Source organism: Collinsella sp. CLA-JM-H32B (assembly GCF_040098065.1).
GTDB lineage: Bacteria > Actinomycetota > Coriobacteriia > Coriobacteriales > Coriobacteriaceae > Collinsella.
This window is the reverse complement of record NZ_JBBNNA010000013.1, coordinates 44,862-58,557: the sequence shown is the minus strand read 5'-3', so window position 1 is coordinate 58,557 and position 13,696 is coordinate 44,862. Positions and strand designations below refer to the sequence as shown.

The window sequence follows — 13,696 nt, the reverse complement described above, 5'->3', positions numbered from 1 at the left end:
CGTTCCGAACCCGGAAGCTAAGCCCCATCGCGCCGAGAGTACTGCGGGGTCAGCCCGTGGGAGGCCAGGGCGCCGCTGACCGGTGGACGGCACCGAGCCGTGCGCTTGAATTGAGAAGGGGGAGGCCTCGCGGCCTCCCCCTTTTTTGCGTTAAGCCAGATCTAACAAACTCGCTGTGTTTTATGACCCTCGTTTGTCGCATCTTCCGTTAACGGGCTACAATAACTTAGTCTGTGCAATATGGAGGTGAACATGGCTGAAGCTGGTATCGGCGTTGATATCGTCGAGATTTCCCGCATGAAATCAATCCTTGAAAAGACGCCGTCGTTTGCTCGGCGTGTGTTTTCCGAAGAAGAGTGCGCATATTGCGACGCTTCATCGCGTCCTGCGGCGCACTATGCGAGCCGTTTTGCTTCTCGTGAAGCGGTTCTCAAGGCTCTTGGTACGGGTTTTAGTCAGGGCGTCGGCCGCAAAGACGTCTCGGTAACGCGTGATAACCTCGGAAAGCCTAAAGCGGTGCTTTCGGGTCGAGCGCTTGAGATTGCTCAAGAGTTGGGTGTCGTTGAAGTTGCGCTTTCCATTACCTTGACGGGTGATTTGGCCGTAGCCAATGCCATTGCGATCACCGAGGATGCTCGACCTAAGCCTAAGGAAGAAAAGGTGAGCACCAAGGAACGCGTTGCACAAACTTATAAAGAGGCTCGCTCGGTTTTAGATGAGCTTGAGCAACTGCAAAATTCAGCTTTAACGGAGCACCTGGGCGATGCTTCGCGAGATACGCTAGGAGCATAGATGAAACCGGTTTTGAGTACCGAGGAAGTCGTTCGTCTCGAGGATATTATCGAACGCGAAGGAACTTCGAAGGCCGAACTTATGGAACTGGCGGGTGAGTTTGCTGCTACTGAAATTCTAAAACTCAATCCCGATCGCGTCCTTGTTCTGGTCGGTTTTGGCAACAACGGTGGAGACGGCTGGGTCGCGGCTGATATCTTGAGTCATAAGGGCGTTGACGTGGATATCGTGTCTCCGGTTGAGCCGGATGAGATTCCCGCCGCTCTGGCTCGCCATGTTGCCCGCCGTACCGCCGGTCGTGACGTACATGTGTGCGTCGGTCCCTCACGAGATGAGCTTGAGGTTTTGATCGATAAGGCCGACGTTGTTGTTGACGCTATTTTTGGTACCGGTTTCCACGGTGACCTGCGTGCGCCGTTTTCCATCTGGATTCCGACGGTTAACGACTGCGCCGACCATGTGGTGTCCATCGATGTTCCTTCGGGTCTGAATGCCGAAACCGGTGTTGTCGACGACGACTGCATCCGTGCCGAGCGTACCGTCACGATGATCACGCCCAAGATTGGCCTCTACAGCGCTGATGGCCCCGAGTACGCCGGTGATCTGGTGTGCGGTAGCCTCTATGATCGCCTTGATGAGGTCATCGATGATGTCGATCATGCCGCCGAGATTGTCGAGCCCGGTGACCTGGTGGATTTCTTTGCTCCGCTGCCCACGAATATCGATAAGTATTCTCGCGGTTCCGTCCTTATTGTTGCCGGCTCGGCGCAGTATCCTGGCGCTGCCATCATGGCCGCCAAGTCTGCTGCCCGCGCGGGTGCCGGCTATGTGGCTGTCGCGACGCCCGATGCGTGCGCCAATCTTATTCGTATGGCACTTCCCTCGATTCCGGTTTTTGCTATTCCGTCCGATTCCCGCGGCTCTTTTGGTGCCGCTGCTCGTATGACCGTGTGCGAGATTGCAAAGAAGTACAGCTGCGTACTGTGCGGTCCCGGCATGACGACGTCTGCCGGTGCCATGCAGGTGGTTTCGGGCTTGTTAGAGCTTGATGTGCCGTTGATCCTCGATGCCGATGCGCTCAACTGCCTTTCTAAGATTGCTATCGACGGTATCGATAGCAACCCTGAGATGTACCGCCGTGAGCAGCCGCTCGTCATGACGCCGCACTATCGTGAGCTTTCGCGCTTGGTTGCCGGTGACGAGGTTAACGATCTGGGGACTGCAATTGCGGCCGCGCAGAAGGTTGTCTGGGCTGCTGGCTCCGACAATCTCGTAGTTATTGCCAAGGGGCCGACGACGGCTATCTGTGGCGTTGAGCGCGTGCTTTTGCCGCTCTCGGGTCCGGCGTCGTTGGCGACTGCCGGTTCGGGCGATGTTCTTGCGGGCATTTTGGCTGGCACACTGGCTACCATGCGTGATGAGATGGATCGCTGGGAGCTGCTGTATTCGTATGCCGTTGCGCTTCACAGCTACGCGGGTTTTGCCGCGGCGACGGAGTATGGTGAGAAGAGTGTTATTGCAACCGACCTGATCGACTTGATCGGTCCTGCCATGGAATTGGCGGCAAAGGATGCACTCGATGATCTGGGAATCATGGACGAAGGGTCGGATGACTAATCATGAATAAAGCCGATTTGACGCGCTGGTCCTGGGTTGAGATTGACCGAGGGGCGCTTCGCCGCAACACGAGGGCTTACAAGAATCTGCTCGATTCACGTCAGCGACTGTGCTGCGTGGTCAAGGCCGATGCCTATGGCCATGGTGCCGTCGAGTGCGCCAAAATCATGTATTCGGCCGGTGCCGACATGTTTGCCGTGGCGACGGTTAGTGAAGGCGTTGAGCTTCGACAGGGCGGGATCACAAAACCCATCCTGATCCTAAGCGAGCCGCCTATCGAGGCTATCCCCACACTGCTTGAGTTTGACATTATGCCTTCGGTCTATACGTCCGATTTCGCCCTTGCCTATGGCGAGTGCGCTGTCGCGGCAGGCAAGGTTGGCAAGTACCATCTAGCCATCGAGACGGGTATGAACCGCATCGGTGTTCACTACACGCAGGTGCTCGACTTTGTTCGTGGCATTAGCTTCCATCGCGGTATCCAGTGTGATGGCGTATTTACGCACTTCGCCACGGCCGATGAACCTTCGGGTTGGGACTACAAACTGCAGTGCCAACGCTTTACCGAAGCCGTTCAAGCCATTAAGGACGCGGGTTTTGAGTGCGGCATCGTGCACTGTGCCAACACGCCGTCCTCGATGCTCGATCCCTCGATGCGTTTTGATATGATTCGCGCCGGCGTTGGCTTGTACGGCATGCAGCCATGCGAGCTGAGCGGCCGCGTGATGAAGCTCGATCCTGTTATGAGCGTCCATGCGCGCGTGACGCGTGTGGCGCATCCTGCGATGGGTGAGGGCGTGGGCTACGGTTTTACCTACCGCGTACCGCGCACACGCGTTCAGATTTGCACGCTGCCGATCGGTTATGCCGATGGTCTTTCGCGTACGCTCTCCAATCGTATGGACGTGCTGTATCGCGGTGAACGCATTCGTCAGGTGGGTAACATCTGCATGGACCAGTTTATGGTCGCCATCCAGTCCAATCCGGCGTATGAGATTCCCGAGGCCGAGCATGGCGACGAGATGATCATCGTCGGCCGCGATGGTGATGCCGAGATTACCATGGACGAGATGGCTCGCCTGCGCGGCACGATTAACTACGAGGTTGCTTGCGGCTTTGGCATGCGTCTCGACAAGGTCTACGTGTAGGAGCCACTATGGGTGTCATGCACATCCCCGGACATAGTCACCAGGCGCCGCGCGAGGTTGCGCTCGAGGAGATTGAGGCTGTTTTAGGCGACTGTCATCTCTGCCAGCTCTATCAGTCGCGCCATAACATCGTGTTTGGCGTGGGAAACCCCCACGCCCGCGTAATGTTTATCGGCGAGGCGCCGGGGCGTAACGAGGATCTGCAAGGCGAACCGTTTGTGGGGGCGGCGGGCGAGGATCTCAACGGCATCCTGTCGCTGGCTGGCCTCAAGCGCGAAGACGTCTACATTGCCAACGTGCTTAAGTGTCGCCCACCGGGAAATCGCAATCCTCGGCCCGAGGAAGTGCTGGCCTGTTCACCGTTTTTGCGTGAGCAGATTCGAAGCATTTGGCCCGATATCATCGTGACGCTCGGTAACCCCGCGACGCACTTTGTGCTTAAGACCGAGATTGGCATCACCAAGCTGCGCGGCAGGTTCCATCAGATGGGGCATTTTGTGGTGATGCCCACGTTCCATCCGGCGGCGGCGCTGCGTAATCCGGCGTGGCAGGAGCTGCTGGAGGAAGACTTTAAGATGCTGGGCGACTATCTGGAGCGGCATCCCGCGCCAGAGGGTGCCTCGGAATAATAAGGAGCATATATGTCCCTGGAGCGCCTGGGGGTAGGTATTTATAAAACGGCTTGCTCTGCAGATACGGAGTATTTTGGCGAGTTGGTTGCGCCGTGCCTGGAAGATGGTGATGTGCTGATCTTGACCGGCGGCCTCGGGGTGGGCAAAACCCACTTTACCAAGGGCGTTTCGCGTGGTCTGGGCGACGGCCATATGGTCACGAGCCCCACATTCGCACTCATGGCTGTTCATGACCAGGGGCGTATTCCGCTGTTCCACTTTGACCTGTACCGTCTGGAGCATGCTTACGAGCTCGAGGATACGGGCATTTTCGATGTACTGGGCTATGAGGGTGCCTGTCTGTTGGAGTGGGGCGAACAGTTCCAGGACGAACTGACAGACGAGTATCTTTCGGTAACGCTTAAGCGTGATGAGAACGATAGCGACGTGCGAATGATAACGCTCGAGGCGCACGGCGAGCGCGCAGCGGAGCTTTCCGATTTGATTGATAAGGCTGTACAAGATGAGCTTGCATAACGATTACGCGCTGGTGGTGGCGCTCGATACTTCGACTGATATGCTTGCCTGCGCGGCAAGCTGGATTGATGGACGGACGGGCGAGGCGAAGCTGGTGAGCGGTGACCATATGTGCCGTCGCCATGCCAATGTGGAGCTCGTGAATACCGTCGATAGCGTGCTTGCTCAGGCTGGCATGGACCGTGCCGACGTGGGCAGTTACGTTGTCGGCCGCGGTCCGGGTTCGTTTACCGGCGTGCGTATCGGCATTTCCACCGCCAAGGGCTTGGCGTGCGGTGCCAACGTGCCGCTGTTGGGCGTGTCGACGCTCGATGCCTGCGCATGGACCGCGTGGAAGGCCGGCGTGCGTGGCAAGCTCGGCATTCTGGCCGATGCCATGCGCGGCGAGGTGTATCCGGCTTTGTATGTGCTGAGCGATGAGGGCCTCGAGCGTCAGTTTGAGCGCGAGCACGTGGTCAAGGCTGCCGTGGCGCTTGATGAGTGGCGCCAAGCCGCGGACTGGGACCAGGTTCAGCTGACTGGCGACGGTCTCGTGCGCTATGGCAAGCTGCTGGGCGAGGATGAGGCCGCTCGCTGCGTAGAGCGCGGCTTGTGGTGGCCTTCGGGCGAGGGCCTCCTCCTTGCGCATGCCGCGGGTGACGGCGATCCGGCCCGCGTCCTACCGATCTATACGCGCCTTTCTGATGCCGAGGAAAACGAGCGCAAACGCCTCGGTCTAGCCGAGAGCGCGCAGAGCGAAATTACGGGCGTCGCCGATGAGCTCGCCGGTCGCCATCTGCAATTTCGCCCCATGGGTGCGGCGGACGCCGAGGGCGCGAGTGCGCTGGAGGCCGCCTGCTTTGAAGACGCCGGGCACGAGGCGTGGACGCCGGGCATGTTCCTGTCCGAGCTGGGCGAGGATGTTGCGGCGCCGCGCAGCTGGTGGGTGGCGCACGACGACGGTCAGCTGCTGGGGCTTGCCGGTGGCATGGTCGTAGACGGTGACGTGCAGATTCTGGATGTTGCCGTCGACCCGAAGCATCGCCGCGAGGGTATTGCTCGCAAGCTGCTGTCGCACGTGAGCTACGATGCCCAGATGCTCGGCTGCACGACCGCCTCGCTCGAGGTTGAGGATGGCAACGAGGGCGCTATTGCGCTCTATGCTTCCCTGGGCTTTACCGAGGCGGGCCGCCGCCGTGGTTACTACGGTGTTGGCAAAGACGCCATCGTCATGACGGCGCCGCTGCCCTTGGTGCTCCCGGTTGACAACGCTTCGCCCGAGCCGACGGCGGCTGAGCAGCGCGTATGGCCGCTACCTGCACCCGAGCGCACCGTTGAGGAGCGCGCCGAAATTGAGCGCCGTCGCCTGGTGCTTGCCATCGAGAGTTCGTGCGATGAGACGGCTGTGGCGATTATCGATGCGGACGGTAATATGCTGGCCAATCAGGTTTCGACGCAGATTGATTTTCATGCCCGTTTTGGCGGCGTAGTGCCCGAGATCGCTTCGCGCAAGCACGTTGAGGTTATCGTGAGCGTCGTGGACGCGGCGCTCGAGGATGCCGCAGCATCGCTTGGTCTTGAGGGCGGGGCCATCGCGCCGAGCGAACTCGCCGCTGTTGGCGTGACACAGGGTCCGGGCCTGGTGGGTGCTCTGGTGGTGGGCGTCGCCTTCGCCAAGGGCTTTGCCTATGCCGCCGGTAAACCTCTCGTGTGCGTTAACCATCTGGAGGGCCACCTGTTTGCCAACCTGCTGGCGCAGCCCGATCTCAAGCCGCCGTTTATCTTCACGCTCGTCTCGGGCGGTCATACCATGCTTGTTCACGTCAAGGCATGGGGCGACTACGAGGTGCTCGGCGAGACGCTCGACGACGCTGTGGGCGAGGCCTTCGACAAGGTGGCCAAGGCGCTGGGTCTGGGCTATCCCGGTGGCCCCATCATTTCCAAACTGGCCGAGACGGGCAATCCCCGCGCGATTGACTTCCCCCGTGCGCTCAATAGTAGGGGAGACTATCGGTTCTCGCTTTCGGGCCTTAAGACGGCCGTGACGCTTTACATTGAGCAGGAGACCAAAGCCGGGCGTACGATTCATCTGCCCGACCTGGCGGCTTCGTTTGAGGCCGCGGTCTTTGACGTACAGTACAAGAAGGCCAAGAACGCGCTGCATGCCACCGGATGCAAGGAATACTGCATCGGCGGCGGCGTCTCGGCTAATCCGCATCTGCGCGAGATGATGATCAAGAAGCTCGGGCGCCAGGGCATCCGCGTGACGGTGCCGCCTCTCTCGGCATGCACCGACAACGCCGCCATGATCGCGGAGGTCGCCCGCCGTAAATTCGATCGAGGAGAAATCTCGCCGTTCGACGTCGACGCCGATCCGAACATGACGCTGTAGTCGCAAAGGCGCGGTCCCCGGCCGGAGGGGCCGGATATAAGGTTTCCTGCTCTACAGTCCTGCGCAAGACGAAGGCCACATTAAGTGGCCTTCTTTGCGTGCGGAACTCGCGATAAACCTTATATCCGGCCCCTCCGGTCGGGGACCTTTCTGTATCGATATAGCTTCTGAGCTGGTTTGGCGTCGACAACGTCCGGCAAGGTTAACAAACCAGCGTCGAATTTCCGGCGTTCTTTAGCAGAAAGAAAAGATGGCATGCGGAGCTTTGCTCCGCATTTGGGATGGGGGCCCCGAGAGCGGCGGGAGCCGGGCGGCGCATATGAACTTTATCGCGAGTTCCGCACGCAAAGGAAAGCACTTAATGTGCTTTCCGTCTTGCGCAGGACTGTAGAGCAGGAAAGTTCATATGCGCCGCCCGGCTCCCGCCGCTCTCGGGGGCATCTCTCAAGCAAAAACTGTCGTTGGGTAAAGTCCGAGGTCAGTGGCGTTTTATACCGAGAAATTCAAAAAAGTTGAAAATTCATTACATATTTGCGTTGACTTTAGGTAACTAAAGTTTCATACTCCTTTTCAACCACTGGGGGATGTGAACACGCACGGATCGTTCACATCATGATTGAAGAGGATTTCTCAGACATGTTCACGCATCAGCTAGACATTATCAGCGTAGTAATTATCTGATGCGGGTTAGCACATACAGCTAGCCCGTACGATAACGGGCGGCTGATGAAGATGAGGGCCGTCGAGCGCAACCGACGGCCCTCATTTTTTATGTCTGAGTAGTTCTTTTTAGAGGAGGAAATGTAATGAACGGAGTTTTGCTCATGGTTGTGGCCGCGGCGGTGCTCGCCTGCGGCTATCTGGGCTATGGCCGATGGCTGGCCAACAAGTGGGGCGTTGACAAAGAGGCCCTCACGCCGGCCAAGCGCATGAAGGACGGCAAGAGCTTCTCGCCTGTCTCCGCCTTCACCGCGTTCTCGCACCAGTTCAGCTCGATCTGCGGTGCCGGTCCTGTCACGGGTACGATCGTCGCCATGGCCTTTGGCTGGCTGCCCGTCGTGCTCTGGGTCCTCGTCGGCGGCATCTTCTTTGGCGCCGTCCACGACTTTGGTGCCCTGTACGCCTCGATGAAGAACAACGGCAAGTCGCTCGCTCAGCTCATCGAGAAGTACATCGGCAAGACCGGCCGTCGCCTGTTCCTGCTGTTCTGCTGGCTGTTCTGCATCATCGTCATCGCCGCCTTCACCGACATGGTCTGCAAGACGTTCATGTTTACCCCGGCCGTTGACGCTTCTGGCGCTGCTACCGGTGCCGTCGACTTCACCAAGTCCTATGCCGCCGGCTGCGCTGGTACCATCTCCATCCTGTTCACTTTCGTCGCTATCGCCTTTGGTTGGGCCCAGAAGAAGTTCAACCTCACCGGCGCTGCCGAGTTCGTCACCGGCGTGGTCCTCATGGTTCTCATGTTCGCCGTCGGTATGCAGTTCCCGGTCTACCTGGATAAGTTCCAGTGGTTCGCCGTCGTCATGGTCTACCTGGTCTTCGCTGGCGCTATGCCCATCCAGATGCTCAAGACCCCGCGTGACTACCTCACTTCCATCATGATGATCGTCATGATCGCCTGCGCTGTCCTCGGCATCGTCGTCCTGGGTGTTCACGGCCAGGCTACGATGACCGCTCCGGTCTTCACTGGCTTCTCTGGTGCCTCCGGCATGATGTTCCCGGTCCTGTTCGTTTCCGTTGCTTGCGGCGCTCTCTCCGGTTTCCACAGCCTCGTTTCTTCCGGTACTTCCTCTAAGCAGGTCGAGAAGGAGCAGGACGCCGTCAAGGTCGGTTACGGCGCTATGGTCGTCGAGTCCTTCGTTGGCATCCTTGCCATCATCGTTGCCGGCATCATGTTCTCCGATATGAACACCGCCGGTACCGGCGCCCTCAACGCCGGTGTCGCTTCCACCCCGTTCCAGATCTTTGCCGCTGGCATCTCCCGCGGTATGCAGGCCTTCGGTGTTGACGGCACGCTTGCTACCGTCTTCATGACCATGAACGTCTCCGCACTGGCCCTGACCTCGCTCGACGCCGTCGCCCGCATCGCCCGCACCTCGTTCTCTGAGTTCTTTGCCCAGACCAACGACGCTCTGGCCGTCGACTCCAAGGCCGGCTACATGAAGGTCCTCGGCAACCCCTGGTTCGCCACGGTCGTCACCCTGCTTCCCGGTCTCGCCCTCGCCTTTGGCGGTTATACCAACATCTGGCCGCTCTTTGGTGCTTCCAACCAGCTGCTCGGCGGTATGACCATGATCACCCTCGCCGTGTTCTGCAAGTGCACCGGCCGCAAGGGTTGGATGCTCTACGTGCCCGTCGTCTTCCTGCTCTGCTGCACCTTCACCTCGCTGGTCCAGAGCGCCATGGGCTGCATGACCGCTGTCCAGCAGTTTGGCTTCTTCGGTACTATCCCGGCTACCGCCACCACGGCTGCCGTCTCCGTCGCCGCTACCAAGGGCCTGCAGCTCGTCTTTGCCGTCCTGCTGATGGTCCTGGGCCTCATCGTTGCCGTCAACTGCCTCAAGGAGTTCTTCGGCAAGGAGGCCGGTTCCATGCCCGACGAGGAGCCCGAGTGGTCCGAGATGGGCAAGGCTGAGTATGGTCGCGCCGCTGCCGCCGAGGCTCCTGCCGACGCCGAGGCCGCCAAGGCTTAGCCGATCGGACGGATTGAATCCTCCATCTCTATGACTCGGAAAGACCGGGTCCGCAACGATGCGGACTCGGTCTTTTTTTCTTGCGAGAACGGGTGATGCAAGGGCGTCCTCGCAGATGTTTTGCGTGTATAGGCTCACGCGTTGTACCATATAGACGTATATGTGTGCATATGAAAGGGGCCCCGTGGCCAAGACGGTATATTCCGATAACCAACAAAATGTCGATGCTCTGGCTGAGCGTCTGAGCGGACAAACGTCGCTTTCTGCCGAGCGGGCAAAGCTGGTTGCCTACGACCTGCTCTGCCGCAAGACGCTCAAGATCAAGTCGAGCGCGCTGGCGCAAATCTTCCGCTCCGTGGATAAGGAGTGCGATACCAAGGCGATGCGCGACGAGCTTATCGCGGCAAAGATTGTGACCAAGATCGAGGGCAGCGGCATTAATGGTCGCCCGGCGTTCTATACCATCAATGCCGAGATTCATGATGCCCAGGAGCAGCCTGTCGAGGATTCCGTTGAGGTGCCTGCTGCGGAAGAAGTTGCCCCGCGCGAGCATATCGATACCGATGAGCTGCTCGATGAAAACGTCGTTCGCGCTTTTACCGCCAAGGCGGGTCGCGGCGGCTTTGGCGGGGGCGGCAAGCGCGATGCGCAACGCCGCGCTCAGCAGGAGCGCTTCCGTCGCGCCGTTGCTCAAAAGGATGGGCTTGATACCGAGGCTGTTGAGACTGAGGTTGCTGCCGAGTCGCAGAAGCCCGCGAAGGAGCAAAAGCCCGTGGAGGCCCAAGAGCCCAAGCGTCGCCGCGGTGCTCACTTTAAGGCTGCGCAGCAGGACGTTGTGCGCGATGCCGAAGAGGCTGCCGAGGTTGCGGACGATTCCGAGAAGCCGGCCAAGAAGGCCTCAGACTCGTGTCGTCCCGGTCGCGGCTTCGCAGGTCGCGCGTACCCTGTAAAGCGTCAGGAGAAGGTCAATCAGGTTCCGGAGGCGCGGGCCGAGAAGGCCGTGAAGCCAGCCGAGTCGGGAGTCCGTGAACAGAAGCCTGTTGATGAGCAGACTGCGTCCGATACGGAGACTCAGGGCCAGCAACCTGCGGTTGAACAGACGGGGGAGGGTACTTCGAGCAAGCCTCGCCGCCGCCGTCATCGTGGCGGTCGCGGCTCTAACGCTCAGGATGCCGCCGAGAATGTAGCGCCGCGCGACGAAGATGCGAAGGTAGATGCTCCAATGGAGCAGCCCAAGCGTCAGCCGGCGAAGGATGGCAAGCCCGAACGTTCGCAGAAGCAGACGTCTACTTCGAAACGTGAGCGCAGTGTCCAAGGCGATTCTAAGCGCAAGTCTCAGAAGAAGCCCGATTCTGCTGCAGCAGATACGGCTGCCCAGCAGACTGAGTCGACTACCCATGGCGAGGTTTCGGCGTTTGCCCTGGCCCGCGTTCTGGGCAGGCAGCTGCTCAAGGTCGTCCCCACGCCCACGGCGCTCTCCAAAATTAAGGAACAGCAGACCCAGATCGTTAAGGTCGAGGGCAAGGACGGCAAGAAAGCTCCACAGCGCGCCCAGCACAACGAGATGTCCAATCGCAAGATTGCCGAGGAAATCGCGATTATCCAGGCTTGGATCGAGCAAAACCGCGGTGCCGATACTCCGGTTGCCTCACGCCGCCAGCGTGCCTACCAGATCTTCAATGACGAAAAAGCTTTTGACGGCAAGCATGGTGAGCGCCTGATCAGGCGCATGACCGAAAAGGGCATCAGCATGCAGGCGATCAAGGTCGCCCCCAACCGTCCGGTGCACTTTACGGGCTTCTTTGCGCTGGGCGCCGACAAGCCGTTCATTATGGTCGAGAACCTGGATACCTATGACGAGATCGTCAAGCTCCTGCGCGGACGTAAACATGCCAAGCTCTTTGGTACCAAGGTGGGCGGCGTAATCTTTGGCGGCGGCTGCAAGGCGAGCGTCTCGCACGCACTGGATGATTACCTGGCCGAGATCGGCTATCGCTTTACCTATATCTACTACGTGGGCGACATCGATCGCGAGGGTGCGCGCATCGTCGAGCAGGCTCGCAACGCCAACGTCGTTGAGATTCGCCTGCATGCCGGAATGTATCGCGCCATGCTTGCCGAGCATAAGCGCCGCGTGAGGGCGGGCGGCGCGTGCGAGCCCGCGGCTGCCAACCAGGGCGTGCCGCAGAACCTGGCGGCGACGATTAAGGATTTGCCCATGGTTACGCGCGTGCAGTTCCGCAACGTGCTGCGTGAGGGCGGACGAATTCCGCAGGAGATTCTGATGACCGCCGACTATCGGGATGGCGACTCGGGAAGCTTCGACCGCATGCTGAATAATTAGGGACGCGTGGCCCCGGCGGGCCGGGCATTAAGTTTGCTGCTCTACAGTCCTGCGCAAGACGAAGGCCACATTAAGTGGCCTTCTTTGCGTGCGGAACTCGCGACAAACTTAATGCCCGGCCCGCCGGGGCCACACGGCACTTGGTTGTCGCAAGCGGCTCGCTTTTCGGAACTGGGCTGATATTTTCTAGATGTAAGGCGCTCTTGGTCCTTTTGGGCTTGGGGCGCCTTCGCGTTTCCTCAGCTCCGCACCCTTGCGGGTTCGAATCCCTCCGCTTGGCGGCGTTGGCTCGATTTTCTTAACGCGAGGCGCTCTCGGCTGATATGGGACGGAGGGATTCCGCGTCCGCCTTTTCGGCGGCCGCGTGCCGCTGCGTCGCTTCGCTCCTTGTGTGCTGCGCTGGAAAACGCTTCGCGTTTCCTCAGCTCCGCACCCTGGCGGGTTCGAATCCCTTCGCTTGCCCACAAGAAAGCGCCCCGGGCTGATGAAAGCCCGGGGCGCTCAGTTACTTTGGCTGGGACGGAGGGATTCGAACCCCCAACAGCCGGCACCAAAAACCGGAGTTCTACCGTTGAACTACGTCCCAGTATGGGTGTTGCCAAAAGCAACTCGTCTAGTTTACCTAATCTGCGAGGGCATCGCAAACGCCATCGAGCAGGCGTACCGCGAGCGTCTGGGCGTCGCTGGCAGTGAAGGTGCCGTTGTAGCGCGTCATGCCGGTGAGCTCAATGCGGATGCGTGCCGGCTTTTGCTGTGCGGCGACATTGGCGGTGCGGATGCGCTGGGCTAGGTTGTGGCACTCGGCGAGGGCAATCGTGGCGCGCGGTGAGGCGTCGGCGGGCAGCTCGTCGCTTGCGATCTCGAGCACCAGATCCACGTCGGTCGGAACTTCGGAGTCGCAAAGCATCATGCCGCTGTTGTCGGTCGTCGCCGTGGCGATGTTCCACATGCGCGATGCTACGCTGCGCGCGATAGGGTCCTCACCAATGACGGCAATCTGGAAACGCTCGAGTACGTTGGCCGCGCGGGCAAAGCCGATGCGCGATTCGGCCTCGGTCACCGAAGGCTTACCCTCCCACACGTGGTGCAGGCGGTTGATATAGGCGTAGGTATCCTGGAAAGCCATACCGTCGGCAAACAGACCGACGTTTTCCTGGAACTGCTGAAGGGCCGCCTCGGTGTGAGGGCCAAAGTAGCCATCGTCCTCGCCGCAGGCAAAACCCAAAACGTTGAGCGCCTTCTGCAGGGCCTGCACGTCGGCGCCATGGAAATTGGGCATACGCAGGTAGAGGGTGCGATCGCCCAGCTTATACGAGGCGTCGACCAGGGCGCTCCAGCAGGGGATATCGACGGCACAGCCAGCGGCAAGGCCGCTATCGAGCCTAAAGGTGCCAACAGCCTGTTCAGTGGTGGTGCCAAAACGCTTGTCGGCAACCTCGGTGTCATCGATTGTATAGCCGAGCTGCAGAAGGCGGGACTGGACGTCCTCGACGGCTGCTCCCTGCATGCCCGTTGTAATAGGTTCCATGAACGAACCCCTTTCGGCGTACCATTCGTACTATTTTGAGCGCGTGTCGGAT

Annotated in this window: 9 protein-coding genes and 1 tRNA gene; 8 read left to right on the top strand and 2 right to left on the bottom strand. The window is 59.6% G+C overall.

Going from position 1 to position 13,696, the window contains the following annotated elements; genetic code table 11:
• Nucleotides 1–252 precede the first annotated feature (252 nt).
• The 8 genes from acpS to AAA138_RS07765 all read left to right on the top strand — a co-directional run bounded on the left by acpS (nucleotide 253) and on the right by AAA138_RS07765 (nucleotide 12,116).
• Nucleotides 253–792 (top strand): holo-ACP synthase, encoded by a 540-nt coding sequence (gene acpS, locus AAA138_RS07800; protein WP_349090317.1) that lies wholly within the window; start codon nucleotides 253–255, stop codon nucleotides 790–792.
• A complete protein-coding gene (locus AAA138_RS07795; RefSeq protein ID WP_349090315.1) occupies nucleotides 793–2,409 on the top strand; it encodes an NAD(P)H-hydrate dehydratase in 1,617 nt (538 codons plus the stop codon).
• 2 nt (nucleotides 2,410–2,411) lie between these two features.
• Nucleotides 2,412–3,557: an alanine racemase gene (gene alr, locus AAA138_RS07790; protein ID WP_349090314.1), complete on the top strand. Its 1,146-nt coding sequence runs from the start codon at nucleotides 2,412–2,414 to the stop codon at nucleotides 3,555–3,557.
• 8 nt (nucleotides 3,558–3,565) lie between these two features.
• Complete coding sequence (locus tag AAA138_RS07785; RefSeq protein ID WP_117800997.1) at nucleotides 3,566–4,186, top strand: uracil-DNA glycosylase; 621 nt, start codon at nucleotides 3,566–3,568, stop codon at nucleotides 4,184–4,186.
• Between the two features lie 12 nt (nucleotides 4,187–4,198).
• Nucleotides 4,199–4,705, top strand: coding sequence for a tRNA (adenosine(37)-N6)-threonylcarbamoyltransferase complex ATPase subunit type 1 TsaE (gene tsaE / locus AAA138_RS07780; protein WP_349090313.1), 507 nt, complete (start codon nucleotides 4,199–4,201; stop codon nucleotides 4,703–4,705).
• A complete protein-coding gene (gene tsaD / locus AAA138_RS07775) occupies nucleotides 4,692–7,076 on the top strand; it encodes a tRNA (adenosine(37)-N6)-threonylcarbamoyltransferase complex transferase subunit TsaD (protein ID WP_349090311.1) in 2,385 nt (794 codons plus the stop codon). Before tsaE ends, tsaD begins: the two co-directional genes overlap by 14 nt.
• Before the next feature lie 806 nt (nucleotides 7,077–7,882).
• Nucleotides 7,883–9,772, top strand: a complete 1,890-nt coding sequence (locus AAA138_RS07770; RefSeq protein WP_349090310.1) for a carbon starvation CstA family protein — start codon at nucleotides 7,883–7,885, stop codon at nucleotides 9,770–9,772.
• 184 nt (nucleotides 9,773–9,956) lie between these two features.
• Nucleotides 9,957–12,116: a hypothetical protein gene (locus AAA138_RS07765; RefSeq protein ID WP_349090309.1), complete on the top strand. Its 2,160-nt coding sequence runs from the start codon at nucleotides 9,957–9,959 to the stop codon at nucleotides 12,114–12,116.
• A gap of 511 nt (nucleotides 12,117–12,627) precedes the next feature.
• Here AAA138_RS07765 and AAA138_RS07760 read toward each other — a convergent pair.
• Nucleotides 12,628–12,702, bottom strand: a tRNA-Gln gene (locus AAA138_RS07760).
• Between the two features lie 36 nt (nucleotides 12,703–12,738).
• A complete protein-coding gene (locus tag AAA138_RS07755; protein WP_349090308.1) occupies nucleotides 12,739–13,644 on the bottom strand; it encodes a peptidoglycan-binding protein in 906 nt (301 codons plus the stop codon).
• Nucleotides 13,645–13,696 lie beyond the last annotated feature (52 nt).